The sequence below is a fragment of the Phocaeicola oris genome (genome assembly GCF_021295095.1).
GTDB lineage: Bacteria > Bacteroidota > Bacteroidia > Bacteroidales > Bacteroidaceae > Phocaeicola > Phocaeicola oris.
Genome location: NZ_JAJLQX010000008.1, coordinates 41,321 through 66,439, shown reverse-complemented (window position 1 = coordinate 66,439; position 25,119 = coordinate 41,321). Strand labels below are relative to the sequence as shown.

General features: G+C 41.9%; 30 protein-coding genes and 1 tRNA gene. 5 read left to right on the top strand and 26 right to left on the bottom strand.

What is annotated here, in order from left to right; all coding sequences use genetic code 11:
* Window positions 1-10 precede the first annotated feature (10 nt).
* The 5 genes from LO761_RS05715 to LO761_RS05695 are packed head-to-tail and all read right to left on the bottom strand — an operon-like array spanning window position 11 to window position 4,595.
* The gene (locus LO761_RS05715; protein ID WP_021590360.1) at window positions 11-2,926 is read right to left on the bottom strand and encodes a TraG/VirB4 family ATPase; all 2,916 of its coding nucleotides are present in this window, start codon (window positions 2,924-2,926) and stop codon (window positions 11-13) included.
* Between the two features lie 33 nt (window positions 2,927-2,959).
* The gene (locus LO761_RS05710) at window positions 2,960-3,256 is read right to left on the bottom strand and encodes a DUF4133 domain-containing protein (protein WP_004345388.1); all 297 of its coding nucleotides are present in this window, start codon (window positions 3,254-3,256) and stop codon (window positions 2,960-2,962) included.
* A gap of 10 nt (window positions 3,257-3,266) precedes the next feature.
* Window positions 3,267-3,656: a DUF4134 domain-containing protein gene (locus LO761_RS05705; RefSeq protein WP_004345390.1), complete on the bottom strand. Its 390-nt coding sequence runs from the start codon at window positions 3,654-3,656 to the stop codon at window positions 3,267-3,269.
* A gap of 51 nt (window positions 3,657-3,707) precedes the next feature.
* Window positions 3,708-4,064 (bottom strand): DUF4134 family protein, encoded by a 357-nt coding sequence (locus LO761_RS05700; RefSeq protein ID WP_004345392.1) that lies wholly within the window; start codon window positions 4,062-4,064, stop codon window positions 3,708-3,710.
* A gap of 3 nt (window positions 4,065-4,067) precedes the next feature.
* Window positions 4,068-4,595, bottom strand: coding sequence for a hypothetical protein (locus tag LO761_RS05695; RefSeq protein ID WP_270777230.1), 528 nt, complete (start codon window positions 4,593-4,595; stop codon window positions 4,068-4,070).
* A gap of 742 nt (window positions 4,596-5,337) precedes the next feature.
* Between LO761_RS05695 and LO761_RS05690 the strand changes: the two genes are divergently transcribed.
* The 3 genes from LO761_RS05690 to LO761_RS05680 all read left to right on the top strand — a co-directional run bounded on the left by LO761_RS05690 (window position 5,338) and on the right by LO761_RS05680 (window position 7,559).
* Complete coding sequence (locus tag LO761_RS05690; RefSeq protein ID WP_272817347.1) at window positions 5,338-5,664, top strand: hypothetical protein; 327 nt, start codon at window positions 5,338-5,340, stop codon at window positions 5,662-5,664.
* A 63-nt stretch (window positions 5,665-5,727) separates the two neighbouring features.
* Window positions 5,728-6,438, top strand: a complete 711-nt coding sequence (locus tag LO761_RS05685) for a hypothetical protein (protein WP_021590329.1) — start codon at window positions 5,728-5,730, stop codon at window positions 6,436-6,438.
* Between the two features lie 92 nt (window positions 6,439-6,530).
* On the top strand, window positions 6,531-7,559 hold the full coding sequence (locus LO761_RS05680; protein ID WP_272817346.1) for a toprim domain-containing protein: 1,029 nt from the start codon (window positions 6,531-6,533) through the stop codon (window positions 7,557-7,559).
* A gap of 116 nt (window positions 7,560-7,675) precedes the next feature.
* Here LO761_RS05680 and LO761_RS05675 read toward each other — a convergent pair whose 3' ends face one another.
* The 16 genes from LO761_RS05675 to LO761_RS05600 form a co-directional block, all read right to left on the bottom strand.
* Window positions 7,676-8,035 (bottom strand): hypothetical protein, encoded by a 360-nt coding sequence (locus LO761_RS05675; RefSeq protein ID WP_004345402.1) that lies wholly within the window; start codon window positions 8,033-8,035, stop codon window positions 7,676-7,678.
* Window positions 8,036-8,045: 10 nt separating this feature from the next.
* The gene (locus tag LO761_RS05670) at window positions 8,046-8,825 is read right to left on the bottom strand and encodes a ParA family protein (protein ID WP_270777050.1); all 780 of its coding nucleotides are present in this window, start codon (window positions 8,823-8,825) and stop codon (window positions 8,046-8,048) included.
* A 390-nt stretch (window positions 8,826-9,215) separates the two neighbouring features.
* Complete coding sequence (locus LO761_RS05665; protein ID WP_272817345.1) at window positions 9,216-9,668, bottom strand: hypothetical protein; 453 nt, start codon at window positions 9,666-9,668, stop codon at window positions 9,216-9,218.
* Between the two features lie 39 nt (window positions 9,669-9,707).
* Window positions 9,708-11,303, bottom strand: coding sequence for a DNA cytosine methyltransferase (locus LO761_RS05660; RefSeq protein WP_270777052.1), 1,596 nt, complete (start codon window positions 11,301-11,303; stop codon window positions 9,708-9,710).
* Between the two features lie 3 nt (window positions 11,304-11,306).
* Window positions 11,307-11,648, bottom strand: coding sequence for a hypothetical protein (locus LO761_RS05655; protein ID WP_004345406.1), 342 nt, complete (start codon window positions 11,646-11,648; stop codon window positions 11,307-11,309).
* A gap of 51 nt (window positions 11,649-11,699) precedes the next feature.
* Window positions 11,700-12,236 carry a class I SAM-dependent methyltransferase gene (locus LO761_RS05650; protein ID WP_272817344.1) on the bottom strand — a complete coding sequence of 179 codons (537 nt, stop codon included), beginning with the start codon at window positions 12,234-12,236 and terminating at the stop codon, window positions 11,700-11,702.
* Window positions 12,226-12,540 carry a hypothetical protein gene (locus tag LO761_RS05645; RefSeq protein WP_272817343.1) on the bottom strand — a complete coding sequence of 105 codons (315 nt, stop codon included), beginning with the start codon at window positions 12,538-12,540 and terminating at the stop codon, window positions 12,226-12,228. The genes LO761_RS05650 and LO761_RS05645 overlap by 11 nt, the downstream gene beginning before the upstream one ends.
* Complete coding sequence (locus LO761_RS05640) at window positions 12,537-13,139, bottom strand: MerR family transcriptional regulator (protein ID WP_004345409.1); 603 nt, start codon at window positions 13,137-13,139, stop codon at window positions 12,537-12,539. Before LO761_RS05640 ends, LO761_RS05645 begins: the two co-directional genes overlap by 4 nt.
* Before the next feature lie 22 nt (window positions 13,140-13,161).
* On the bottom strand, window positions 13,162-13,392 hold the full coding sequence (locus tag LO761_RS05635; RefSeq protein WP_234396551.1) for a hypothetical protein: 231 nt from the start codon (window positions 13,390-13,392) through the stop codon (window positions 13,162-13,164).
* A 179-nt stretch (window positions 13,393-13,571) separates the two neighbouring features.
* Window positions 13,572-14,084: a hypothetical protein gene (locus tag LO761_RS05630; RefSeq protein WP_004345411.1), complete on the bottom strand. Its 513-nt coding sequence runs from the start codon at window positions 14,082-14,084 to the stop codon at window positions 13,572-13,574.
* A gap of 11 nt (window positions 14,085-14,095) precedes the next feature.
* Window positions 14,096-14,674, bottom strand: a complete 579-nt coding sequence (locus tag LO761_RS05625; protein WP_021590281.1) for a hypothetical protein — start codon at window positions 14,672-14,674, stop codon at window positions 14,096-14,098.
* Between the two features lie 169 nt (window positions 14,675-14,843).
* A complete protein-coding gene (locus LO761_RS05620; RefSeq protein WP_272817342.1) occupies window positions 14,844-15,284 on the bottom strand; it encodes a hypothetical protein in 441 nt (146 codons plus the stop codon).
* A 187-nt stretch (window positions 15,285-15,471) separates the two neighbouring features.
* A complete protein-coding gene (locus tag LO761_RS05615; protein WP_272817341.1) occupies window positions 15,472-16,497 on the bottom strand; it encodes a toprim domain-containing protein in 1,026 nt (341 codons plus the stop codon).
* Between the two features lie 38 nt (window positions 16,498-16,535).
* Window positions 16,536-18,065, bottom strand: a complete 1,530-nt coding sequence (locus LO761_RS05610; protein WP_272817340.1) for a DUF7833 domain-containing protein — start codon at window positions 18,063-18,065, stop codon at window positions 16,536-16,538.
* A gap of 160 nt (window positions 18,066-18,225) precedes the next feature.
* Window positions 18,226-18,513 carry a hypothetical protein gene (locus tag LO761_RS05605; RefSeq protein WP_272817339.1) on the bottom strand — a complete coding sequence of 96 codons (288 nt, stop codon included), beginning with the start codon at window positions 18,511-18,513 and terminating at the stop codon, window positions 18,226-18,228.
* Between the two features lie 19 nt (window positions 18,514-18,532).
* A complete protein-coding gene (locus tag LO761_RS05600; RefSeq protein WP_270777061.1) occupies window positions 18,533-19,024 on the bottom strand; it encodes a helix-turn-helix domain-containing protein in 492 nt (163 codons plus the stop codon).
* Between the two features lie 254 nt (window positions 19,025-19,278).
* Between LO761_RS05600 and LO761_RS05595 the strand changes: the two genes are divergently transcribed.
* Window positions 19,279-19,692 carry a hypothetical protein gene (locus tag LO761_RS05595; protein WP_272817338.1) on the top strand — a complete coding sequence of 138 codons (414 nt, stop codon included), beginning with the start codon at window positions 19,279-19,281 and terminating at the stop codon, window positions 19,690-19,692.
* Between the two features lie 221 nt (window positions 19,693-19,913).
* On the opposite strand, the gene LO761_RS05590 is transcribed toward LO761_RS05595, so the two are convergent.
* The 4 genes from LO761_RS05590 to spt form a co-directional block, all read right to left on the bottom strand.
* Complete coding sequence (locus tag LO761_RS05590; protein WP_272817337.1) at window positions 19,914-20,411, bottom strand: PqqD family protein; 498 nt, start codon at window positions 20,409-20,411, stop codon at window positions 19,914-19,916.
* Window positions 20,412-20,538: 127 nt separating this feature from the next.
* Window positions 20,539-20,613: transfer RNA gene (locus tag LO761_RS05585), tRNA-Pro, on the bottom strand.
* Between the two features lie 85 nt (window positions 20,614-20,698).
* A complete protein-coding gene (locus tag LO761_RS05580) occupies window positions 20,699-21,811 on the bottom strand; it encodes a hypothetical protein (protein WP_272817336.1) in 1,113 nt (370 codons plus the stop codon).
* Window positions 21,812-21,957: 146 nt separating this feature from the next.
* Window positions 21,958-23,145, bottom strand: a complete 1,188-nt coding sequence (spt, locus tag LO761_RS05575) for a serine palmitoyltransferase (RefSeq protein ID WP_272817335.1) — start codon at window positions 23,143-23,145, stop codon at window positions 21,958-21,960.
* A gap of 240 nt (window positions 23,146-23,385) precedes the next feature.
* Here spt and LO761_RS05570 point away from each other — a divergent pair, with 240 nt between their 5' ends.
* The gene (locus LO761_RS05570) at window positions 23,386-24,423 is read left to right on the top strand and encodes a diacylglycerol/lipid kinase family protein (RefSeq protein WP_272817334.1); all 1,038 of its coding nucleotides are present in this window, start codon (window positions 23,386-23,388) and stop codon (window positions 24,421-24,423) included.
* On the opposite strand, the gene LO761_RS05565 is transcribed toward LO761_RS05570, so the two are convergent.
* Window positions 24,386-25,090: a tRNA1(Val) (adenine(37)-N6)-methyltransferase gene (locus tag LO761_RS05565; protein WP_272817333.1), complete on the bottom strand. Its 705-nt coding sequence runs from the start codon at window positions 25,088-25,090 to the stop codon at window positions 24,386-24,388. The genes LO761_RS05570 and LO761_RS05565 overlap by 38 nt on opposite strands.
* Window positions 25,091-25,119 lie beyond the last annotated feature (29 nt).

Sequence of the window (25,119 nt, the reverse complement as noted above, 5' to 3'; positions counted from 1 at the left end):
ATTGATGAGTTTAATTGTCTAACACTTTTCTTTCTTTCAGTACTTTCCGTGCAAATTCCAAGGAACTCTTGATTCCGGAGCGTTTCCAATCACGCACGAAGGCTTCAATGGCGTGTTGATGATCACATTGGAGAATCTTCTTGTAGAGTTTCAGGGCAAGTTTCTCTACCTTCTCCGTCGTGTAACTCATGTAACACTCCGGCGGTTCTTCAATGCCGTACACATCGCCTTCCTGACCACGTTTGATGAACACTTCCTTGAATGGGGAACGGCCTTCCTTATTCTCCAAGCGGTTGATGGTGAAAATCTTCTTGCAGTCGATGTCGGTCAGAGCCAAGGTCTTTTTGATATTATCGAATTTGTCCTTGAACTTGCTCTGGTCAAGTAGCATGAACACGCCGGAGTTGTTGATGATGGCTTCCTTAACAATCTTGGACTCGGTAACGTCCTGTATTTCTTGCGTTACCACGCCGACCATGGCCCAGTGTTTACGGGCTGTCTTGTATAGATACTGTATATAGGTGGCCATGACAGGGGTGGCAATGGCTTTCCATGCTTCTTCTATGACCAGGCATTTCCGGCCTTCCTTTAAGAGCATCTTCTGTGTGAAGACATCCATGATGATCAACACGACAATAGGGAAAAGGACGGGATTCTCTTTTATTTTGTCAATTTCGAATACGATGAACTTCTCATTGAACAGGGAGGAATCCATTTCGTTGTTGAGTGTGTATTCCATCTCCCCTCCCTTATAGAACGGCTTTAGGATCGTGGCAAACTCGTTGATGGCAAATTTAACCTGATCCTGCTTCATGATTTGAGGAATACGCTCAATGGCGAACTCATAATAGGTGTTGAAGTTGAGTTCCGTAACCCTCATCTTCTTACGCTGGCGTTCTATCTTGTCGATTTTCCTGTTGATCCGCTGAAGATACTTACTCTCTATGAGTTCGGGAGTAAGGCGACGGAGCAGCTGGCTCTTCGCATTGTCTTTTTCTCCTTCAGTAGCGGCGGAATCGTCGATGACGGCTTGCAGCTTGTCACGGAGACGGAGGTCGCGCTGTTTCTTCCTTTCATCGTCATCATCTTCTTCTATATCGTCAATATCATCAGATACTCCGTAACGTTTTTCCAGCTCCTGTTCGTATTCCTCATACTTGCCGGTACGTTTGTCTTCAAGCTCCATGACATGGCGCATGTTGTCGCGCTGCTCTTCGGTAAAGCCTTCAAATGGGGTAAAATACTCTTCGAAGTATTCTATGAGGGTTTGGTTGATGATGGTTTCTTCGAGCTTTGTGGGCTCGCCGTTTCCCTTGAAGATCAGGAAGATGATATTCCTAAGGAAGTCCTTTTTTGCCTGGAAGTTCTGCTCATACTCGGCTTTCTCTATCTTGAAAGGGTTCATCGAGATGGGGTGTTCCTTTGAATAGGTGATGTATATGCCCTCGAAATAGCTGCAAAGACCTTCGTAGCTGTCGCCGGTATCTACAATGACAATATCGGTATCCTGCTCGTAGTACTGCCGCATGACGGTATTCATGAAAAAGGACTTGCCACTGCCGGAAGGGCCAAGGACAAAGAAATTGGAGTTGTCGGTATATCTAATCTTTCCTTCCTTGCCTGACACGTCAACAGGCATCGGTACGCCTTGCCTGTCTGTGTAGTAACATTTCAGGTTCGTGTCATCCCCTTTCTGCTGACGCTCCTTATACATAAGGCAGAGTGCAGGGTCGGAAAGTGTCAGGAAACGGTCGTAGTCGGCATTGAGTTCATAGCAGTTGCCGGGGAAGCTGGCAACGAACAACTCCAATTGGTTATAGGCACGCTTTGACAGGTGCATGCTGTATCTTGCCAAAAGGTTCTCCAAACAGTTGGTGATCTTTTGCAGGTTTCTGTCTGCCGAGGTCTTTACGATAAGATTATAATGTGCATAAACAAACTGCTTGCCGTCACGAGCTACTTCATTAAGGACGTTATTGATGTCTTCAACGGCAATCTGATTATTCGGATTGGGAATGGAAGCGTGACGGTTCTTCTTTTTCTCCAACTTTAAGATCTCCCGCTTCTGATTGGGAAGAAAGATGACCTGATTGTAAATAAGCGTGTCTACATCAGGGAGTGTGCTAAGGTCGGAAAGCAGATCCTGCGGCATGACGGAGTTGTTGACATTGATGTCGGCATAAGGGCGAAGGGTGCCGGGAAGACCGGGATCATCTACATCCAAGAGGCTGTAGATTTTCAACTGGTCATCGCCCATGCCGATCTTCTCGGACTCCACCTTGAAGTCATTCATAGAAACAACCTCGTTATTGAAATCAACAGCAAAGAAACGCTCGGTATATTCCTGACATTCGTCACCAGTGAGAAAGCGACAGTTGATGTTCTCGCTCTTCAGACGGTCATGGACTTTCTGTATCTTGACTTGGAAATCGCGCCACTTGTCGGCATCGTATGCCTTCAAACCGCCATTTCGACCACGTTGGGAGATGGTGAGATAGGTTTCAGAATCTATATAGGGACGACCGTTGAAGAACTTGAAATAGGCATCGGAAAGAAAACGCTTTCTCACATCGGTGTCCTTTCCTGCGATGCTCGACATATTGAAGTTCTTACGGACGAAAATATCCTGTTTGTGGATGGCATATCCTTCACCTAACACTTGTAGGACGGATGCCAAAAGGGAAGTGAACTCGTAATAACCGTCCGTATCAGCAGAGTACTTCCTGACGGGATTGTCCATCTTAAGGATGGCTGAATAATCGCCTTTCTTTGTGTAGACCACACCGATCTCATTGACATCCTCAAAGCTGAAGTAGATGTCTTCAAACACCTTGGCGCGTTTGCTGCCAGTACCGAAGGCTTTGATGGAAATGTATATTCCCAACAAGATGGAGGTAAAGACCAATATGACGATTAGGGTAATCATGAATTTGTTTTGCTTACAATCAATATGAATATTCTAATAATGTCTTGAATGGCTGAAAATGTAGATACCTTTCGGGGATTTCTTGGAATGGAGACCTTTATGTTGCTTGACAAAAATGGAGACTCCTCCTATTGACAGAAAAATTGTCAGCAACGCTAATGCAACAAGAAAACTGAAAATCACATAGCCAATCAAGAATGACAACAGACCTCCGCCAACGGTGACAGCGGCCCATACAATGTATCTTCCTCGAAGACCCAGAAATTCAAGAGGCTTTTGAAGCCCCTTGAATACCGGGTAATCGGGATAGTCGCTTTTGACTGTTGCCATATTCCTCGTCTTAGAGTCCGAAGAACAGTGGCAATGCCTGGGCTGCCGCCACGAAGAAGATGCAGGCACCGACAATCATCATGATGCTCTTCTTGACATCCTGCTCCTCGTTGTTCATCTTGACGTAAACGGAGATGGCACCGAGAATGGCAACAATACCTGCAATAACGTAGCACAACTTCGTTATAACAGGGATGTACTTCTTCAGCGCATCAGTTGCCTTACCGATTGCCTGTGCACCGGAGTCCATGCTCTGGGCATCTGCTGCTACCGTGCAAACGACCAGCAACAGCATAACTGCTACAAAGCGGGGGTCCATCACTACGGCCTTGATTTTCTTACTTGCGGAGATACAAAAGCTCTTGGCTCCGCTTACCATTACTGACAAAGTCTGATTCATTGTCTTTGATTTTTTAAATAAATAATTAATAAATAATATGTAATAAAACAATTACCAAAGTCTGTCGGTCACGCCGAACTGGAAACCAAAGAAGGCTGGAAGGACGATAGTCGCTATAAGCAGGAAAAGGCAGCTGCCGACCAAAATAATGATGCTTTTCGTAAATCCTTCTTCCCCTGCCTGCATCTTGATATAGATGCTCGTCGCGCTGTATATGGATAAAAGGGCTGCTATGGCATAAAGCAGATACAATACGGCTGTACAGCATGTCAAGATGAATACCACCATATTATATAACCGGCCTGAATTGCCACTGTAATCCGTCGTACCACAGGTGGCCATGACGGGTTGCGTGAGCAACAGTAATGCCGACAACAGCAAATATGTCTTGGATTTGAATGTCTTCATAACTTAGAAACTAAATTGTTCAGCCTGCTCGTCTTCCCTCTTGGCTTTCAAATAGGCGGCTGCATAATCTTCAACGAACTCGTCTACATACACAACTCCCTGAATGTCCGGAGACACACTGTTGAAGTTCTGCTTTATCGAGTCTGCCTTGGCTTTTGCCTGCATGGCCAATTCCTCGGCGTCGGACGCTGCAATATCTTCAGCCGTAAGAGGATTCTGATCAAATTGAGAAGTCTCCGCACCTTCACTGGCCTTATTGTAAGATGCTTCTTCTGTCTCATGTCCGTATTTCTCCGGTTCTTCTTCACCGGGGCGTTCTATCTGATACTTGCCTTCACCGGTCTCACTGATTCTGACAGGTGAGACTGCTGGTGTGGCATCCGCATTGTTAATAGGCACGCTGGCGCGAATAACTTCTACACTTTCTTTCTTCTCTCCTTTCGGGCCGAACAAATCCAGGCAGATCATGACTACATAATAGATAACAAAGATGAATGTCACTACGATTGCGTATATACCGAATGATCCCATATTCTTTTTATTTATTGGCTACAAAATAAATGACTTAATATCAGAAAGACAGCCTTAAAAAAAAGAAACTCTTATATTAACATTTTCAAAATGTTTTAGGCGGATTTACGGCCTTTTTGTGTTAAAATTCGGGACTTTAAAATTATGAACTATTCCGATTTTTGCTAAAACGAGTAAATTAGATGAGTCATGGGTGCTGCTCCTCTTATCTTGTTATTCCTATATCATTCTTATATACTTATTACCGTATATACATATTGGCGTATATACAATAATACATATATACGCATGAAAAACAATATATCTGTCTGACTTACCTTCGGTGTTTATTTTACACTCACTTTTATCTATCCTTCTATTTCCGTTTCTGGTTTCGACCTCACTTTTCGTCCGCTTGTAGTCATCTTCGACTTTTATTCTGCAAAGGTATCGCAGGCAGGGAACACGGCAAACACCGGAATGCTCCCTATTGGCGGAAAACTTTTCATGACCCTCCGAAATCAAAGATTGCGGTTTCCTGAAAACTTTGCCGGCCAATTCTTTGCCTTAGGTTCCCTTAACGCCCACGATGTTACCTTGCACATAAAAGGTTCGAGATGACGGTTACACCGGAATGATAAAAAAAAGTTCGGGTCGAAGAAACGAAAAAACTATAAAAAGGTTGAGAATCGGGATGCCCAGAATAAAATATTAACTTCATAAAACAATTAAAGCTGACCTATCGGCATGACGGGGAAACAAAATGACAAACGAAAAAATGAAAGATTTGTTGGTTAACTTTGGCGAAAAGACCATTAGTGATGTTTCCATTGTCCGGGAAGAAGAGTTGAGAGAACATGTCATGATGCATTTTTGTGATGTGATTTGCGAAAAGGAAAAAGATGGATATGTACCTTCTTTTCAAGCTCTTCCTATTCTTGTATATCCTGATGGAACTGTCTTTACGTTGTGGGATTGGCAGGGGGATTATCCAAAGAATGGTTCCGAAGTGGCTGACTTCGATTGGCAGTTGGAAACAACCGGTATGAGAGCGATTATTTTGGAGGGGCTTCCACGTGTGTTAGGTTAGTATTGAGTTGTACAAATTTCATAAACCATTAAAGCTGACCTATCGGCGTGACGGGGAAACAAAATGATTAAGACTACATATTTTAAGAAATTCACAGGTGGAAAAAGTATCAAAATGAATGGAACGCCAAAGCGTATCAATGTTTTTGATACAAAAGCGGCTGATGCAGATTATATAGAGATTTGTACTTTCAGCGGGTATCATACAGAAACTATTGTGCTTGTTAAAAACAAGGAAGGAGTATGGCGTTCTCCCCTCTGGCGTACAGGTGACGGTTATATGTGTTATGAGTTACAGCCGAAACAGACGAATTATGCTTTGACGCGTGTGCGTGTGGAAGAAAAAGAAGGAAGAGTTATCATCGCAGCTGCTGTTCCTGACCTTTTGAAGGATGCAGAGAGTGCGATAGCATGGTGTGATCTGAAAGATAAAACGGACACGGACGGTCGCTACTGGCTTAGTGCTTATCGTGGTGCTGGCGTTTACCGTCTTATCGTTGCTGGTGGCAAAATTCGTGGCGCCATTTATGGGGGCTTTCATGATTGTAGGCGCGGTAGATGTGGACACGTGGCTGGTGATTTGGTTTTCACAGAAGCTATTTACAAAGTCGTTGAAAATCGTCTTGGAACAAAGGATTTTCAAATGCTGAAAGCAGATGGTAGCGGTACTTATTTCTATCTTCGTAATCAGGAAGATGCGATCTATCTTGACACAAAGGAATACGATGTACCTTCTGCAACAGGTGGGCTTCATCACAATATTGAAGTAAAGTGATGCTTTATACCTGACACTATTTTATCCTCTGATTTTTGCTGCGCTATCGGCATGACGGGAAATATGATCAACTAACATTCCAACAAGAAAAAATGAACGAAAGACAACAAATACTTTATCTGACTGGTGGTGGACTGGATGTGTTTACACATTACTTAGGCGATGTATGCCTGAAGAGAATCTTTAAAAATCCCTTCAGGGAAGACAGCCGCCCATCATGCCATCTGTATGCGAATAAAAACACATATGGACAAGTGGAGTATTATTTACAGGATTTTGGCGATAGCAGCTTCTGTGGCAACTGCTTTGCCATTGTGGCCAGACTGTGCAATATGAATGTAAAGACTGCATTTAAGGATATCCTGAAGGTGATAGACAAAGAGCTTTGCCTGGGATTGTTCAATAATCCATTTCCACAAACAGAAATCATCTATAAACGACTTGTAAAGAGACAGAAGCCGGAGACTTCCTCCACACTTTCATTCCAATACAAGGAAAAGCCTTTTACCATGGAGGAACTGTGTTTTTGGCAGCGTTATGGAATTGATCAGGATACGCTGGAACACTATCATGTTGCAAGCCTTTCGGCATGCAGAATGTCAAAAGAGAATGGAAAGGAATTTACTGTTTATGGAACAGCAAAGTATCCGGCTTTTGGATACCTCTTTAATAACAATGATGGCATCAAAATCTATTCTCCCTGCTCCAAAAACAGATTTCTCTATGCTGGTGTCCTTCCTAAACCATATATTTTCGGCTGGAAACATCTGCCGGCACAAGGAGAATATGTCTTTATCACAGGTGGCGAGAAAGATGTCATGTCGCTGGCAGCACATGGGTTCCATGCGATATGCCTGAATAGCGAGACTGCCAAACTCCCTGACAGTCTTATGCAACAACTTGCCGGAAGGTTCCGGACAATTGTTATCCTTTATGATATGGATGCAACAGGACAAAGTGAGTCGAAAAAGCGAGTACAGGAATATACTGGAAAATATAATGTAAGAAGAGTCCTGCTTCCTCTTTCTGGTGAAAAATCGGAAAAGGACATCAGTGATTTCTTCCGTCTGGGGCACACCGCAGAACAATTAGCTACTATCCTGAATAGTGAAAGACTATAAATTCCATATTATGTATTCCGGTATTTCTGCTTGCATAAACATACAAGGACGAGTGACCATTACTGATTGCTCGTCCTTCTTATGTGTACTAAAGATGGTAGTATGGACTTCCTGCCTTAACGAAAGATATTGTCTATATTGCCTTTGTTAATCTTTTTAGGTCGCACCGCCCCATGCGTCTCTTCATATTTAGATATAACCATGTCAAGACCTAAGGTAATAAGTTCATTGATTTGAATACCCTCTGTTTCTGATATGGTACGTATCTTATTCATGACGTTCTTATCGACGGAGGTACATATTCTTTCCTTTGAACCACCTTTAGATATCGGTTTATCCCCTGGGATGGATGTTACTTTCTCCTTTGAATTGGAGCTTGGATTTGGCTGGTGATTATCTTCCGGAGTTGTACTCCTGACAGAAGTAAGTCCTTCCAAAAGACTGCTCATGGAGTTTTTGTTAATACCTTTGCTCATAAATGTAAATTTATAGGTTCTTTGTCCTGTCTAAAAGTTCTCCTACGAAAGCCTTGTAATCAGCAGCTCCGTTGCTCTTCGGATCATAGTCAACAATATTGACGGCTTCCAGAGGAGCTTCGGCAATCTTGATGTTCTTTCGGATCTTGGTTTGGAACACTTTATCGCCAAGCTTGGCCCTAAGACCATCCTCGATCTGTCTGCTCAAATTGGATTTTTCCCAACGAGTGAGGAGAATACCGGTAATCTCAATCTTTGGATTTAGCTTCTGCTTTACCATTCTGACAAAATCGCTGATCATAGTAAGACCCTGGAAAGGAAGTACTTCTGCAAGCAGAGGTATGACAACCAAATCTGATGCTGTAACTGCGTTAAGAGTAAGAAGCCCCAAAGATGGGGGACAATCTATTAAGATGTAGTCATAATCAGCCTTCTTTTCCTGTAATATGTCTGTAAGGATGTGTTCTCTCGCCATGACAGAAGAGAGTTCAAGGTCGGCAGATGCAAGACGCAATGAAGATGGAACGATGTCAAGATTTTCTGCTATCGGATAGATTGCCAGGCTGTAAGCCGTACCCCTGCAAGAAGCAGAAAGAGCATCATAGATGGTCTGATCAACTTGATTATCTTTTAACAGGGAGGTAGTAAGATTGCTTTGGGCATCCATGTCCACCAACAACACCTTGTTTCCCATAGAGGCAAGGATAGAACCTACACTGGCAGTAGTGGTAGTCTTGCCAACCCCTCCTTTGTGGTTGGCAAATGAGATAATTTTTGCTTGCTGTTCCATACCGTTTGATTTATATTTTTTATGTATATACGTATTGTCGTATTCCTTTATTGATTTATATACGTATAGCCGTATATACAGCTATACGCCTGCAAAGATACATAATATATTTTATTTCGCAAAATTTTTACGCCAAATTATTTATTATCACGGGATTTTATATATTTATCTATTAACTTGAAGATTCCACAAAGTATTTGAGCAAGGAGCAGCTTGCTGACTCTCCTGCACTTTCGTAGATATAGACGAAAACCCTTTGCAGAGGTTTTGTATGGCTTATTGACCATCAGCAAGAGCAATAGGCATGTGGCAACATAATAAAAAATTTTACTTGATTGCGATTGGTTGACTCCTGAAGAGGAAAGTTTACATTCCGGATTCATAAACGATCTATTTTTGAGTTTTAATATTTGGTTGTAGTGCTGCTATTCTCTTACGGAGTTCCTTTGCGAATACCATTTGAGCGTGCATTATCTTATCAAAACCACTACGGTCTCCCCAAAAGTAATCTTCAACTTCGTAGAGAATATCCAAGCATTCCCTTGTGGACAATTCTTTGACACCTACGGTAGGGGCTTTGTAAGTTTTAACAAACTTCTCTACATCCTTTACGACACAAGCCTCCAGATTAACCATATGTTGTATTTCTTCAAAAAAATACTTGTAGGCCTTGGATTGAAAATCTTGGTCAACTGTCTGGGGGGCAAGCTCAAGAAGCTTGCCTTCGACAACTTCCAAAGCTTTGATATAACCATCCATGTATCCTCTTAATTGGTTGTCGGATTTTCCCTGAATGGTTTTTGCATATTTTTTTAAGTGATGTGTGAAAATAGTTCTTTTCATATCTATTCTTTTGGTTGTCTTATCTTTCGAATGTTAGTTCTATATTGCTATTGCCTTGGAAATAAGAGCTGCGCAAAGCGACTCGCAGAGTACCCTGCTCATGTTAACTTCAACGGCATTGCCGATATACTTCTTCTGTTCGGCCTGTGTCCCTACAAGGATATAATTGTCAGGGAAACCCATGATGCGTTTCAGCTCATTTATATTCAACATGCGCATCTTGATGTCTATGATTCCGTACATGGCCATGAACTCCTTTATCTTGCAAGTCATTTCACTGTCCGTTTCAAAAATCCTTATACCGATACCTTTTTCTGTGGAGATAAGGTAAGGGGGCATCTTATCCATCCGAGCAATCAAAGTGAAGCACGGCTTATTGATATCTCCACCTGCAGAGTTGAACTGTGGGTTCATCAAGAAGCAGTCAACTACTTTTTGCTTCGGTGTTGTCAATACTGCAGGGCAAGGTGCATCAATGCTGGAAAGTTGACCACCAGAGGAGTATTCATTTGCCAAAAAACGACTTGAAACCAATCCCAGCCTGTCTTTTGTGGTAAGCGTAGGACATGACGATTCAACAGAATGGTTCCCTCCATTACCATAGTAAGCAGTAACAAAGAAATGGTGATCCTTAGTGGTGACAGTTCCGGCAGGAATGTCTATCGATTGGTTCTTGGAATATGGATCTCCACTGAACGCCTTGGACATGAAGCTGACATTGGCAATCCCCAGACGGTTTTGGCAAGCGACAGTTGGGCAAGGATCGTCAATTCCAGGAGCTGTGTATTTTCCTGTCTGGTTCATTGAATTATACTTAACAAGAAACGTTTCCCTTCCACCTGCGACGAATTTGATTAGGCCTGCGTAAATTCGCTTCAAGGTTTTCTCGCATAGTGGCTTCTTCCTGTCAAAGATGCTTTGGCCGGTATCATCCATGTCAAGCACTTCACGAACAGGCTTCCATTTCTTGTAGGCATGAAACATGCCACTGTCACCATTCTTCGAGAATGTTGGAACAGGAAAAGCTATGGGGAGACCTTTCTTCGCGAATTGACCGAAAAACCTCTTGCGTGAGGTATATGCGCCGAAATCGGCGGCATTCAGCAAACGCCAATCATAATGATAGCCGTAAGAGATAACTTTATTTGTCCAACGAACATAGCTGCATCCCTTTAACTTTGAGATAGGGTGTCCTTTATCGTCCATATCACCCCAGCTCATGAACTCTTCCACATTCTCAATCTGTATATAGTCAGGATCCAGCTGCTCGATATAACGGAAAAGGTGCTCTGCAAGCGTCCGGCTGTCTGCATCGCGTGGTTGACCACCTTTGGCCTTACTGAAGTTGGTGCATTCAAGTGAAGCCCATAGGACAACTAAAGCCGACGGGTATTTCATCCTCATTCGGTTCAAGTGAGCTGTAAGGGCAGTAAGGTCAAGTGTGCGAATATCCTCGGTGAAGTGTAATGTGTCGGGGTGGTTTGCCTGATGCGATGCGATTGCATTCGCATCATGGTTGACACAGGCGACAACCCTCGCACACTTTGTTCCATCTAACTTTGCATGTTCAACACCGGTGGAAGTTCCACCGGCTCCGCAGAACAAGTCTATATAGAGTAATTTGATGTTTTCCATTTGCTATTCTATATTACCCTCTACCTTGTAACCTTTATTCCGAAGATATGTGGCGATATACTCATCATCACCAACATCTTTAAGTACGTCAAAAAGATACCCTTTTACATACTTGGCAATAGCTTCAGGAGAAGCCAAATCTACATGCTGCGATATGAACTTGCATTTCTTTGTCCTACCTAATTGCTCAAACTCGTATTCTAATCCTTTAGAATTGGTGTCTTCAAACAATTCAGATATATCACCTTGATGATACAACTTCCCATTAATATCCATTGCCGTACCATCACAGTAGTATTGCCTTAACTCTACCACCTCACCTGTCTTTCTAAGTTTTGCTTTCATAATTTAAATGCTATTTGATTAGCATAAGTCGATGCCGTTGTGTGGCTATTTTTATTTATTGCAATCTTCTTTCATGAAACAAATCCAATGAGTATTGGCACGTTTTCCGGAAATATGGCCAAATACAGGTTTCTCCTGTGTCAGTTTCAATATTTCGGAAACCTTTATGTCCGTCTCATTCCATTTGAATATTAAAAAGCCACCTTTTCTAAGGACACGAAAACACTCTGCAAATCCTTTACTTAGCATTTCTCTCCAGTCAAGATTGCCCAACGCTCCATATTTGATGTGCTGATAACCTGCAGGGCGAGCTTTTGGATTTAACGAGCCGTATATATCTGCAAACTTTGATTTTCCTACATTACGAAGAAGATGCGGAGGGTCAAACACAACCATGCGGAAGCTATTGTCTGGGTATGGCATGTTTGTGAAGTCGGCCTGAACATCGGGGTTGACCTCGAAGTGCCTTCCGTCACATAATGTTGTCTCCATCTTCCTTATGTCCTGAAACAGAACCCTGTCATCATGCTTATCGAAGTAAAACATCTTACCTCCGCAACAGGTATCAAGGATTGGGCTATTTATCATATTTGTTTTCTTTTATGTTAAATATTTCTTTACAGACATCCTCTGCTATTTTCCGGGCTTCTTTCTTGGAAATGTATTGGTCATCGCTTTCATCTTCTTCATTCCATGAATCTACTTCTTCCTCTTCTATATTCCATCCACCATACTCTTTCTCAATTTGCAGGAAAAACCACAGAATAATAAAAATGGCACCTATCCATCCTAAGAAACCAGTATGTAATATCCACAAGAAATCTGCCATTAGCAGTAAACCTATCAAATATACAATGAGTACAGCGAGTATGAAATAAAGCAAATGTTTCATACCTTGCCCTCCAATATTTTTAGAACATCACTATAACGATATAACTCACGGTGGGGAGTAATCCTTGTGGGGACAAGAAATCCTTTTCTTGCCCATTTTCTAAGGGTAGAATAATCAACAAGTAACAAGGACGCTGTTTCTCTTTTTGTCAAGAGCATAGGCTGTCCTTTATGTTGCTTGACCTTACGTTCCAGGTCGAGAAGTTTTTGACGTCGTTCCAGCACGTTGTAAATATCAGTTGAAAGGGTAGCAACTTTGCGAGCTTGCTCTTCATTCACCGCTCTAAGACTGTCTCTAATCTCTGCCATTGACATATCAACCAATCCTTGGAACATATTTGGAAGTTGCTCTTGCAACTTTTCTATCAGCTTGTTGGCTTTGGCTACCGCGAGAGTCTGCTGCATTGCGCGATCTTCCCTAAATCCCATTTCTTCATGAAAGCACATGAATACGAAGAAATATAAGAATAGAAAGAGTGGTATTACCGCTATCCATATCCAAGGAGTGTTGTGCACACACCACATCAAATCCAATGTTGCCAGCGATATTAAGAGGTAGGTAATAATGGCAGCACCTATAAAAAGATATATATGTTTCATTTTCTATTGGCCACATTTAAGATTATTCCATATCAACTTCATAATTCCAATCACAAGCGTCACTTTCGTGAATATGATCAGAAAGCCACTCGAAACCAGTACATACTTGCTCGTCCAAATTCATAAGATCACAGTTTACACGCCCTTTATCTGCCAAGGCGTTTAGATCATCATAAACCTTTTCGCTGACTTCTACGTCATGCAAACCAACAGTATAGGTTACTGTTACGGTTAAATCCTTTATCTTTTTCATTCTGTGTATACTTTTAATATTAAATGTGCTATTGAAGTTCCAATTGTACATGGAAATGATACTCGTTGCATAAACAGACAATTTGCCTGACTTCATTGGGGTCCTCTCCATAGGGAAAGAAAATCATACGCTCCTTGGTCAAACATCTGATTCCTTTCTTTCTTAAATTATACAAGAGGTTAGTCCGTCTCTTTGTCACTCTGTCCATGTGTGCTGAAATTTTCTTTAAGTAGCATATTGTCCTTATGGAATGCTGCTTCAATGTGTTCTACCAAATCAATCGGTCTCGTCACATACGCATCAAACATCTGGTACATCAGCTCGGGCGTTGGTTTCTCGGACATATCAAGGACAAACACTTTCTTGCCTTGCCCTTTCATCCAACCGGCTTCAGAATGGGCAGAGCGGCCACACGGTAAGAGGAGGACACAATAGTCCGCTTCCTGCATGGCGTGAAAGTCTTTTTCAAATGCTTTGACAGCCTCGGGATGGTGAAGCCCTTCCTTGAAATCCCTACAAGTCCACTTCTCGAAGTCCTTATCGACTTTCTCCCAACTGAATCCGCTTAGTTCATTGTCCTCGGGATGCTTGAAGTCATAGGTATAGTAACCCTGAATCCGTAGGGCGTTCAATAAATTCTCGAAATGCTTGTTCCGCCAGCTGCTGGCTAAATAAATCTTTAAAAATCTCATAAGTGTATTTTTTATTTCAGCAATCCTTTACATACCATCTCCACGTATTTGAGACTATCCCGTAATACCGGATAACTTAAACTCTCATATTCAGACCTTTCAAGAAACTCTATCTGTCTGCTGAAGACAGAATTGTCATTGTCAAATTTGTTCAGCAGAAAGTATCTCAACCACATGTCGGCACACCGGGGGCGTGGCAAGTCCAAATAATCCAGGATCAGGACGGAAAGTCTCTTCTGTTCTGTACGGTTCAGCACGATGCACTCACCAGTCTCTTTGTCTATCCAGCCACAGAGCATGTGTACGGTATTGTTCTCTCTGTCGATGGAGATTTGGAAACAAGATGGGCCGAACATCGTTTCTATCTTGTTTGCAAGACCTTGTAACTGCCAAAGGCTGATGGAGCGCTTGATAAAGAAACTGATACTCCTTATGAGCTTCATGCTGGCAAAAGGCTTGAGTTTCTTCTTTTGATAAATCAGAGCCAAGAGCTCTTCTTTCTTTTGCACAAAAGTGGCTGTCTGATAGTACTCGGGGGTACGGATGAGATCCGTAACTCCGGTTTCAATACTTAAAACATAATTAATCATACTTTTACTTGTTAGCGTTTTATACTTGGAAAGGATGCACTTACATCAATCCCTTTATCTTTCATTTCCTGAACTTGTCGTCGTCGTAGCTATGGGTGATTTCATAATAGAAAGCTGCCCCCAAAGCTATCAGCAAGACAAGGATGATTATGACATATACCATACGGCTCTATTTGCTGTTTGTGGTGATCTCAATGGCTTTTACGAACTGCAACAGGTTGTTATAACCTTTGTACAGGGGATTACACTCAATGGCATGCTTGCCATACCGATCCTTTAACGTCTTGGTTATGGTGCAGCCCATGACATCATTGGGAAAGTAGAGATAAACCATATCATAGTCATCTCCTTCGACCGAGATATGGATGAAGTTCCTTACATCCGACATAATCATGAAATCACAGTCTGAAGGCACCCTGACAAAGCCATTCTTCTGCAAGGTCTGGTAGGCCAAATAATCCATCATGTCTGCGAACATACACAACTTGTCGCTCCTGTGCTCTTTCTCCATGGGAAGAAAAGTCACGCCGGAACTATTCAACGTCATGGGGGAGTCCGTCAGGTCTTGGCCAACAAATTCTATCCCGTTGTTCTGGTTTATGACACCCACCCCGTGATAGGTCTTGGAGAGAAAACGGTAGGAGACCGAATGAACCTCCGGAAACTCCTTAACATTAATGCCCATTATACTTGGCGTGGCAGCATCTGTCAAGGTTCTGATCCGAATATTATCGGAGCTTCCTCCTGCGTGCCTGAATATAGGTTTACTTATTTTTTCTAATTTCATTTTTCAATAATTATAGCTTTTCTATCATTGCTTGCAGTTCTTCTGCGGTGTGTCCCAGACGAAAGAAATCACTGATGTCCTTTTCCGATTTCTCTCCGGACAGCGGTAGGTCAAGTTTCTGAACGTTGTATTTCTCGCCGTACTGTTGTATCCGCAAAGCAGATTCCCTTTGGCCGGTTTCATCCGTATCATAGAGAAAAATGATTCGACGGAATCGTTGGGAAAGTTCATCCATTACATCTTCAGGAATGTTGGCCGTCTCGCTGTTAAATGTCAAGGCCGGAAATCCATGCGCCGACAGCGACATGACATCCTTTTCGCCACCTGTGACGAAAACGAGTGCTCCTTCTTCAGGCAGTTGCTCACGCCCGAAGATATAGGGCTTTGGGAAGTGACCGGCATACATGAAACGTGTCTTTGCCTTAGGCCTGTAAATCTTCAGCCTACGTCCGTCATCGAAGAAATATCCGTAGGTCGGAATAGCCTTTGAACCGTAAACGGCAAAGTTTCCACCGGACGATTTCTTGAATGTACAACTGCTGATGCTCTTTACGTTGTAACGTTCCAGCGTTGAAAGTCCAATGCCATATTGCCCCCAATACTCTTCCTCCCATGGCATGAAAGGCTGCGTCACGACCTCAAAACTCGCTATGGAAGAACATTTGTACTTCTGTGAGGGTGTGGCTTTTCTTTTCATCAACACATGGTGCTCGCTTCGTTGTTCATCAAAAATGCCAAGTCCAAGGTCTCTGTCTATCACTTGAAGCACTTCGCGAAAGTTGGTTTTTGGGTTGATATTACACAGCCTTCCCACTATCGTAAAGCAGTTGCCACAGAAGCTGCTGTCGCCGAAGTCTTGGAGGTAGTATTGGCCGTTGCCATATCCGCCTCTGTTGGCATACAGATGGCATGAAGGGCGGCTGTCCTCCCTGAAAGGGTTACGGAAAGTCCGGGCAAGGCACTTTTCACCAAGGTAGTGAATGAACACTGCCAAGCCCCCATCGGTCATCTGCAATATTCTTTGAGCTTCATTCATAAGCGTAATTCAATCTTAAATGGTTTGTAGTTCTGACCCTATGCAATGCGGTATTGAAGCCGTAACCCTGCACCGAAAAACTTGTGTAACACCGTTCTAACAGTATCAAGGTAATCAGCTTCCAATATCTCAAATATTCGCTTATTCGGAAGAACAAGTGTCAGCGTCTTGGCCACATTGTCGAAGGACTCAAAAGAGACTTGTTGGAAAACCGATGCAAAAGCACGTTCGCTTACAATCTTGGCAAAGGCAGACATACACTTGTCCCAAAGAACTTTTGCATAGTCTTTAGACGGTGTTTGCGCCTTCAGTTTATGCAGCAGCTTCTTTTCATTTCGTTTATACCAGTTGCAGAAATAGTCAAGGAACCCCTCCAGTCCTTTTGGAACTTCTTCTTTGCGACACTTCAAGTTCGCCAAGAACAAAGTCAGGGCATTATAGAGCGTTTCCTTATCCGGGAAGCCATAAAGCAGCTGCATCGAGCGCACCCATTCGTCATCACAGACCAATTCTTCAATTGACGAAAATTTTCGCGCGGACGAATAATTATAATAATGAAGATTCTCTATTCTCTTATCTCTATTCTCTTTTATAATAGGATCACGCGCGTAGCCGCCCCCATGACTGTTTGGTAGCATTTTGGTGGCTTCAACTTTTGGACGGTTTTGTTCCCTCTTTTGGCCCTCTTTTTGACCTTTGTGTTTGTAAGTAGCTGTATTTCCGTCATTTACAAAAGACTTGGTAGACATTTCGTAACTGTTTCGTACAGAATTTTGTTGGGCATCTTTTGGCCCTTCTTTTGGCTCCTTTTGTTCAGTTTTTATCCCCCCGTCTTCGAAACTTATAATGGCAGCTCCATTAGATGAAGTGTTTTCCAAATCAGAGAAACTTTCGACTGATGTGACATGACTGGCAGAGGGACCTATTGATGTTACCGGACAGGTGTCCTTGACATAATCGGGGAACTCTATCAAACGAACGGAAGAAAGTTTCTTCTGACCGTTATAACCAATATTCAGGATTCCCAGCTTGCGTAGCTTCTGGAGGGCCTCTTTAATGCCTTCTACAGGAATGCCGGTTGAAGCACTGATCTTCTTCATGTCAAACCATAGCGGATCCTCATAGTTTTCACTCTCCGAGTAAGTATGAAGAAGTAAATGGAGATAAATATGAAGAACCTGTGCGTTCACAAAGAAATCTTGGAAGTCAAGGTCGTAATACAGCTTCACCCAGCCACCTCTCACATTTTCCAAAGCCAGGAACTTTGAAAATTCACGAACGGTAATGAGAACACCGTTACGTCTTAGAGAGGCAACATGGATAATGCCTGCCGCCTTCAGCTTATCTAAAGAACGTCGGGCGGATTTACGGCTTATCTCCAAAAAACCCATGATGTCTTTAATTGAGGTGCGAAACTGCCCCCTCATCGTAATTTTGTCAAAGTAAGGCTTATCCTCCCTTTGAGCATTCAAAAAAATGTGCAGGAACATTTGCACGGCGTTGCTGTCATTATAGAAAGAACAATTATAGAACTTTCTGATAAGACAAATCCATTTGTAATCTCCCATAGGTCAGCTATTTTGGGGTTCAATGGCTATCGCCCTTACTTCTGTATTCTCATTGATGTTCTCGAAATCGTCAAAGATCTTACCGGTTGGATCTACGAGGACAAATGTTGTAATTGTCTTTCTACTGTTATCTATTTCCATACTGCTGTTCTTTTAAAAGTCAATTGTTTGATTCTATTCGAAAGGAAAGAAACTTTGAGCCTCGGTTTCCTTTGATCCAAATACATGTCTCATCGTGGGTGATGGTTTGAATAGATGCTAACAAGGATTTACCATGATGCCACCTTACCCGGGCATCTAAGATGAGAGAGAGAATGGTGTTGAACTTACCAACAACCGTTTCCTTTGACCCCTTCTCCCGATACAAGGATGGGGTTATCTGAAAGAGCAAGTCAACCAACCATAGTGGTTTCTTGCGCACATGGACTTCTTTTACGATGTAATACATGAAAATCCGCTTTTAAAGGTTATCCTTTAGGAGAAGGCATACAGACAGGGTTGGTTCTATCTCGGTAGATACCCTCTCTTTTCAAAAGATAGTACACTGTACTTACACTCATGTAAAACTCGTTTGCAAGCACACGCATGGCTGCCATTGGAGAAATAAGTTTTTTCTCTATTACCGGGCCATATTCGTTTATGTACTTATCCACGATTAATTGCCTTCGCTTAACAGGCGGAGTCTCAAAAGCCAATACCTTCTCAACTTCTTCCCTGACATTGGGAGGAAGTTGCGCGACGGCACCGGGAGATACGGATTGGAGTTTTTTACGCCTTCGTCTCTTGGTTTCGGCTAATTCAGGATCATACACGCCGTTGTCTCCGACATTGCGGTTAATCTCTCGCAATATCGTGGTACGGTCAACCTTTAGAACTTCAGCAATTTCCCTGAAATTCTTCCCCTCTTGAAGGAGCTTGGCAATTTCTTGCCGCTGTTTTGAATTTAATTGCTTTCCCATATTGTTGATGCAAAAGTGTTAAACGGGTCAGAATCTCTTCTTTCCCTTTATTTTTTGTGCATCAACAGTTGTGTTTTTCTTGAAGTTTCAGGACTTCAATACCTACTGATTATCAATGTTTTAAAGTCTATTGTCCAAACGCGCAATTAACACTTTTAACAAATTGTACTTCTAACTTGAACATCGGTCGGATTATTTTTTACTTTTGTCCACATAAATGTATAAATACATTACAAACACTAAAATAAAAATATATGAAAAGAAAACAATGGGAAGCTCTAACAATTGAATTCCAAGAATTTGATCCAAATGCATATTGCGCGACATGTACTAATCCTGATGGATCGGTAAGATATAATTTTAAATGTACTGCAGGTACCGGTGTTACTCATAATGGAAGTGTATACGTATGGAAAGTTAAAACCAGTACCGGAATGAACTTAACCCCGGGGAGTATTCATTATGGTCCGTGCGGAGCTACGCACTCTGTAGTGGTACCGAAAGGAACAGACCCTGCTACAGTATTTCTAACCGGATACATGGATAATGATTATACTTATGGAATAGATGAACATATTTCCGTATTTATATGGAGAGGTCCGGCAAATGACAATGTACACTGTATGGAAAAGTTAGGCTCGGAAGATATTCCTAAAAATGTATCTTAAAAGCATACTTATTGGTCCGAAGTTAGGTATTTAAATCTTACGTCTTCTCGAAAGGCGCATTATTGAAAAGATTGCGAAAATATCGCAAAGGGGTGATACATATCATTTATTAACAGAGAGTTTGATTACTATCTGTCAGAATAATCATGATATGTACATTTTTTCTGGCAGACTTATATTGCCCTTAATTAGAATCCGGCAAAAAAGTATATTCATATTTATTAAACATCTTGTCGTATCTCAAGAAGCATTTGACTTATGATAGCTTTATCCATAAATTGGCGGATTTGCAATTCCATAACATGTTCCGGATCATCAAATTGATCTTCCGCTTCATGAAGAACCTTATCCAGACTGTTCGGTTGCTTAAACTGTTCCCAAATGAAATGACTGAACACATTCAGCGTAATCATCCCATTATACTTCTGGGCATACTCACCTACAGGAACAAGTACCCATTCATCTCCTATCCGACGTTCTATCAAGTCAGGATTTGTCCGGTACACTCGTTTATTCTCTGCTTGTTTACACTGATTCAGATAAGCGCATAATTCATCATCAGTCATATCAGCCGGTAATTTGGCTGGCTTTTCAGGGTATGTAGTATATATATGAATAATAGACAAAGGGTATTTCTTTTTTTCTTTTCTTTCCCCCATATTGCTCATTTTTTCCATATCATCAGGTATCTTCATATTTCCCATAAAAGTCTTAGCCAAAATAAGTTATATACAACTGCAATATTAGTTAATATTTCTTAGATATAAAACTTTCAATGGAATAATTTTTATCGATAACATAAAAAAACTACTGACCATCTTTCGATAATCAGTAGTTCTCTTTTCGTCGGGGTACCAGGATTCGAACCTGGGACCCCCTGCTCCCAAAGCAGGTGCGCTAACCGGACTGCGCTACACCCCGAAAGCTTTCTTTTTAAAAGCGATGCAAAGATACAGACTTATTTCATATATACAAATATAAAAGCTACTTTTTTCAAGTTTTTCTTTTATTTTTTTACCGATTTAAAAGGATATTCCTCATTACCAATAAATTGATATAAACGCAAAACAGAACCTTGACCGGCATCACTACTAAAATTCTCGGAGAAATAAAACAAGCCATTACCGAAAGCATGCATCCCCGTACTGCCATAAGGAAAGTTCCAACCGTAAATTCCGATTGCCTTGTCCTTACTCCCTGTCTCTTTCAGTGTAAGCACCTTCCCTTTCTTAATATAAGGTACCCCTCTCAGCTTTTGCTTTTTTGGTTTCACCAACCCATCTATTTCAAACATCGGATAATTAGGAAACCGCAGCTTCTTTCCCACATACACAGCCATGAACCAAGAATGTCTATTAGCGTCATATTCCAAATTCTGAACCCCATAAGTAGTATTTCCCGTATAAACAAAATACTGTCCGTCCGGCTGTTTCGGCCCATTGCGATGCATATTATCTTGCGAAAGTGTTGTCTCATATCTTTTCCATTTGCGTATATCATACTGAAGCAATACCTGATAATCATTATCCGAACGCTCCTCATCCCCATAAATACCATAACAAACCGTCAAGTACTGCTTTCCATCCGCTTTTCCAAACTTCGGTCCGAAAGCCAATCCATCTATTCCACTGCAGCCCAAACGGTGAAGCTTCGCTCCCTCGTTGGTATGAACTTCAGCTAAATAATCGTTTAAAACGGTCGGAAGATATACGGTCGTCATTACCTTATCCTTTTCCGCGTCCATATTCACGCGGTTAATCTTATCCACATCAAAGACAGCCACATAAAATGCGTTCGACAATTGACGACTATCCCTTTTCATCTTCATGATACCTTTACCTATCTCATCGTTTTTATACTCCAAAGAGCCATATACCCTCCCATCGGTATCATTAAAATCCGGACATCCCAGATGTCCCAACAAACCGGTCACTGTACCGATAACATTTCCCTGCATATCGGTCTTGACCAACATAGTTGTAAATGAATAGTAAACGTACTGATGCCGCGTATCCACAGTGAATCCTTGAATATGTCCTTCTCTGAACGGACCGCACTGAATGGTGTGAGGAAGCGATTGGGCAAAAGTAAGACTGGCAACAAACAACAACACAGCCATACCCCCCCATGCGAAACAAACTGTTTTTCATAATTGTATATTCATCATCTGCTCCATAAGCAGAAGTATGTTTTCTATGTTATGCCTTTGGAACTCCCTGTTACATAAAAAAAGCAGGTCACCTCTGTTGAAGTGACCTGTAAATTTTATTTCAGAATATCCAACTGTTTAAAGCATTTAACCAGATGCTCCACAGCGTAATCTATTTGTTCTTTCGTATGGGTAGCCATCAAAGCAACACGAACCAACGTATCCTGCGGAGCACATGCCGGAGGAATAACCGGATTGATGAAAATTCCCTCATCGAAAGCCAACTTAGTAACAGCAAATGTTTTGTCTACATCACGAACATACAGCGGAATAATAGGACTTGAAGTATTCCCAATCTCGAAACCGGCGTTACGGAAACGGTCTAAAGCATAATTTGTAATATTCCACAAATTCTTTCTGCGCTGTTCATCTTCCTTAATAATATGTAAAGCCTCGATAGCCGCAGCTGTAGAAGCCGGAGTAAGACTGGCAGAGAATATATATGTACGCGAATTATGACGTAACCAATTGATAGTATCATGATCGGCAGCAACAAATCCGCCAATAGAAGCCAATGACTTAGAGAATGTTCCCATTATGACATCTACCTCATCGGTCAGACCGAAGTAATCGCATACACCCTTGCCTTGATGACCAAATACGCCCAGACCATGAGCCTCGTCAACCATGATTGAAGCATTATATTTCTCCTTCAAACGAACAATTTCCGGCAAGTTTGCCAAGTCACCTTCCATGGAGAACACGCCATCAACAACAATCAACTTCACAGCATCAGGATTGCAACGCTTTAATTCCTTCTCCAACGCTTCCATATCATTGTGTTTAAACTTCAGCTGTGTAGAAAAAGAAAGGCGCCGACCATCAACGATAGAAGCGTGATCACGGTCATCGCAAATAATGTAATCATTTCGATCGGTAAGGCACGAAACAACTCCTTCGTTGACACTGAATCCTGTAGAATATACCAGAGCATCGTCTTTCCCGACATACTCTGCCAACTCCTTTTCTAACTGTACGTGGATATCAAGTGTACCATTCAAGAAACGTGATCCCGCACACCCCGTTCCATATTTCTTAGTAGCCTCGATAGCAGCATTGATTATACGCTGATCGTACGTCAGACCCATGTATGAGTTAGATCCGAACATCAGAACTTTCTTTCCGTCCATTAAGACTTCGGTATCCTGATGACTATCTATTTCGCGGAAATAAGGATAAACACCTTCAGCCTGATACTTTTGCGGTAAACGATATTTGCTTAATTTCTCTTGTAATAATCCCATATCTTTAATTATACGGTGTAAGCCTCCTTACGCAGAAACTTACTATTTATTAATAACTTATCGCTCTGATATGGTAGCCAGAGATATCCCCTGCCGTCAAATCAGGCTGCAAAGATACTAATTTTTAATTATTGCTACGCTTTTTTTCAAAAAAAATATCTCTTTCGATTTCTTTCAGGATTATGAACGAACAGATAAGGAAAAAAGAATTAACTTTGCATTCCATTTGAAATATGTGTTATGGCTGAAAAGAAGAAAATTGCTTTCATCGTAAATCCTATTTCCGGAATCCAAAGTAAAGACGCCATCTTGAAAATGATAGACGAATTGTTGGATAAAGAGAAGTATGACTATGAGATAGTAAAGACAGAGTACGCCGGACACGGGACTGAACTGGCAACCAACGCTGCTAAACAAAACATTGACATAGCCGTAGCCATCGGTGGCGATGGAACGGTAAATGAAGTAGCTCGTGGAATCGTTCACTCAAACACTGCATTGGGAATTATTCCTTGCGGATCGGGCAACGGACTGGCCAGAGCACTTCATATCTCACGTGAACCAAAAGCAGCTATACATATATTAAATAAAGGAAAACAACTTTGTATCGACTATGGAAAGATTAATGAGATTCCTTTCTTCTGTACTTGTGGAGTGGGATTTGATGCTTTCATAAGTATGAAGTTTGCCACTGCCGGCAAACGCGGCCCGATGACCTATGTACAGAATATACTGAAGCAATATTTAAGTTATAAACCTGAGACATACGAAGTCACCACAGAAGATGGTACCATTCGGCATAAAGCTTTCCTCATTACTTGCGCAAATGCCGACCAATATGGAAATAATGCCTATATAGCTCCACAGGCTTCAATGAACGACGGACTACTCGATGTCACTATTCTGGAACCATTTACCGTTTTAGATATCGGGCCCCTTACTTTTCGCTTATTCAACAAGACCATTGATCAAGATTCGCGCATCAAAACTTTCCGAACAAAGAAAGTTACTATCCACAGAGCAACCCCGGGCGTATTCCATGTAGACGGAGATCCGATAGAAGGGGATAAAGAGCTGACCATTGAGATTATACCCAAAGGTTTAAACATTATTACTCCCGATAAAGAAACTACGCCATTGTCGATTAACCCGTTGACAGAAATACACAACTTCTTCAAAGGACTCCAACCACTGATGAATTTCACTGAAACATCTTTAAAAGAATTAAAAGGAAAGTTCCCTACACCTTTTGATAAAAATCGCGAGTCAAATTCTTAAAGTCATCACTGAAAACATGCGGCTCCTCTTCAATAACCAACCGATTCACTTTACAAGAACAAATTTGAGGTTTGAGTTCCAAAAGAACTCTCTTTGCAGACGTATTCGGTTTTGAAAAGACCGTCGTCTGGCGAGATGGACATAAACGAAATTCCATGGCTGTTGACCAGAACTCATTCAACGCTTCAAAAGGAAGGACAACAGAAAACATGCCGTCATTAGTTATCAAATTCGCAACACTTTGCAATAATTCCCGGAAACTCAATGTGCCGGTATGCCGAGCCACTGAGCGTTGCTCATCCGGGCTCTTTAACGAATTCACAAAATAAGGAGGATTCGCGACAATGCAATCGAACAATCTCTCCGGTCGATAAGTCCGAACATCGGTTTGTATCACTTCAATCCGCTCTTTCCATGGAGAAAGTCGCACGTTGTCCATAGCTTGTGCACAAGCATCCTTATCTATCTCAACTGCAGTCACCTTTGCCTTACTCCGTTGAGCCAACATCAGGGCTATCAGTCCGGTCCCCGTTCCTATATCCAACACACGAGTTGCTTTTTCCACATCGGTCCATGCGCCAAGCAACACCCCGTCTGTTCCTACTTTCATGGCACAACGATCATGATGTACCACAAACTGTTTAAAAGCAAAATAAGAATTCGACATTCAACCACGTTATTTTTACGTCCCAAAAA

Excerpts from the sequence above, each read along its gene's own strand:
- LO761_RS05615 (WP_272817341.1), bottom strand. The coding sequence starts at position 16,497 with ATGAATGAAGCTCAAAGAATATTGCAGATGACCGATGGGGGCTTGGCA.
- LO761_RS05665 (WP_272817345.1), bottom strand. The coding sequence starts at position 9,668 with ATGAAAAGAACTATTTTCACACATCACTTAAAAAAATATGCAAAAACC.
- LO761_RS05610 (WP_272817340.1), bottom strand. The coding sequence starts at position 18,065 with ATGGGAGATTACAAATGGATTTGTCTTATCAGAAAGTTCTATAATTGT.
- LO761_RS05650 (WP_272817344.1), bottom strand. The coding sequence starts at position 12,236 with ATGATAAATAGCCCAATCCTTGATACCTGTTGCGGAGGTAAGATGTTT.
- LO761_RS05670 (WP_270777050.1), bottom strand. The coding sequence starts at position 8,825 with ATGGAACAGCAAGCAAAAATTATCTCATTTGCCAACCACAAAGGAGGG.
- LO761_RS05680 (WP_272817346.1), top strand. The coding sequence starts at position 6,531 with ATGAACGAAAGACAACAAATACTTTATCTGACTGGTGGTGGACTGGAT.
- LO761_RS05660 (WP_270777052.1), bottom strand. The coding sequence starts at position 11,303 with ATGGAAAACATCAAATTACTCTATATAGACTTGTTCTGCGGAGCCGGT.
- LO761_RS05640 (WP_004345409.1), bottom strand. The coding sequence starts at position 13,139 with ATGAAACATATATATCTTTTTATAGGTGCTGCCATTATTACCTACCTC.
- LO761_RS05645 (WP_272817343.1), bottom strand. The coding sequence starts at position 12,540 with ATGAAACATTTGCTTTATTTCATACTCGCTGTACTCATTGTATATTTG.
- LO761_RS05685 (WP_021590329.1), top strand. The coding sequence starts at position 5,728 with ATGATTAAGACTACATATTTTAAGAAATTCACAGGTGGAAAAAGTATC.
- LO761_RS05570 (WP_272817334.1), top strand. The coding sequence starts at position 23,386 with ATGGCTGAAAAGAAGAAAATTGCTTTCATCGTAAATCCTATTTCCGGA.
- LO761_RS05675 (WP_004345402.1), bottom strand. The coding sequence starts at position 8,035 with ATGAGCAAAGGTATTAACAAAAACTCCATGAGCAGTCTTTTGGAAGGA.
- LO761_RS05700 (WP_004345392.1), bottom strand. The coding sequence starts at position 4,064 with ATGAAGACATTCAAATCCAAGACATATTTGCTGTTGTCGGCATTACTG.
- LO761_RS05635 (WP_234396551.1), bottom strand. The coding sequence starts at position 13,392 with ATGAAAAAGATAAAGGATTTAACCGTAACAGTAACCTATACTGTTGGT.
- LO761_RS05690 (WP_272817347.1), top strand. The coding sequence starts at position 5,338 with ATGACAAACGAAAAAATGAAAGATTTGTTGGTTAACTTTGGCGAAAAG.
- LO761_RS05695 (WP_270777230.1), bottom strand. The coding sequence starts at position 4,595 with ATGGGATCATTCGGTATATACGCAATCGTAGTGACATTCATCTTTGTT.
- LO761_RS05715 (WP_021590360.1), bottom strand. The coding sequence starts at position 2,926 with ATGATTACCCTAATCGTCATATTGGTCTTTACCTCCATCTTGTTGGGA.
- LO761_RS05600 (WP_270777061.1), bottom strand. The coding sequence starts at position 19,024 with ATGGGAAAGCAATTAAATTCAAAACAGCGGCAAGAAATTGCCAAGCTC.
- LO761_RS05705 (WP_004345390.1), bottom strand. The coding sequence starts at position 3,656 with ATGAATCAGACTTTGTCAGTAATGGTAAGCGGAGCCAAGAGCTTTTGT.
- LO761_RS05710 (WP_004345388.1), bottom strand. The coding sequence starts at position 3,256 with ATGGCAACAGTCAAAAGCGACTATCCCGATTACCCGGTATTCAAGGGG.
- LO761_RS05605 (WP_272817339.1), bottom strand. The coding sequence starts at position 18,513 with ATGTATTACATCGTAAAAGAAGTCCATGTGCGCAAGAAACCACTATGG.
- LO761_RS05565 (WP_272817333.1), bottom strand. The coding sequence starts at position 25,090 with ATGTCGAATTCTTATTTTGCTTTTAAACAGTTTGTGGTACATCATGAT.
- LO761_RS05625 (WP_021590281.1), bottom strand. The coding sequence starts at position 14,674 with ATGATTAATTATGTTTTAAGTATTGAAACCGGAGTTACGGATCTCATC.
- LO761_RS05595 (WP_272817338.1), top strand. The coding sequence starts at position 19,279 with ATGAAAAGAAAACAATGGGAAGCTCTAACAATTGAATTCCAAGAATTT.
- LO761_RS05655 (WP_004345406.1), bottom strand. The coding sequence starts at position 11,648 with ATGAAAGCAAAACTTAGAAAGACAGGTGAGGTGGTAGAGTTAAGGCAA.
- LO761_RS05580 (WP_272817336.1), bottom strand. The coding sequence starts at position 21,811 with ATGGCTGTGTTGTTGTTTGTTGCCAGTCTTACTTTTGCCCAATCGCTT.
- LO761_RS05630 (WP_004345411.1), bottom strand. The coding sequence starts at position 14,084 with ATGAGATTTTTAAAGATTTATTTAGCCAGCAGCTGGCGGAACAAGCAT.
- spt (WP_272817335.1), bottom strand. The coding sequence starts at position 23,145 with ATGGGATTATTACAAGAGAAATTAAGCAAATATCGTTTACCGCAAAAG.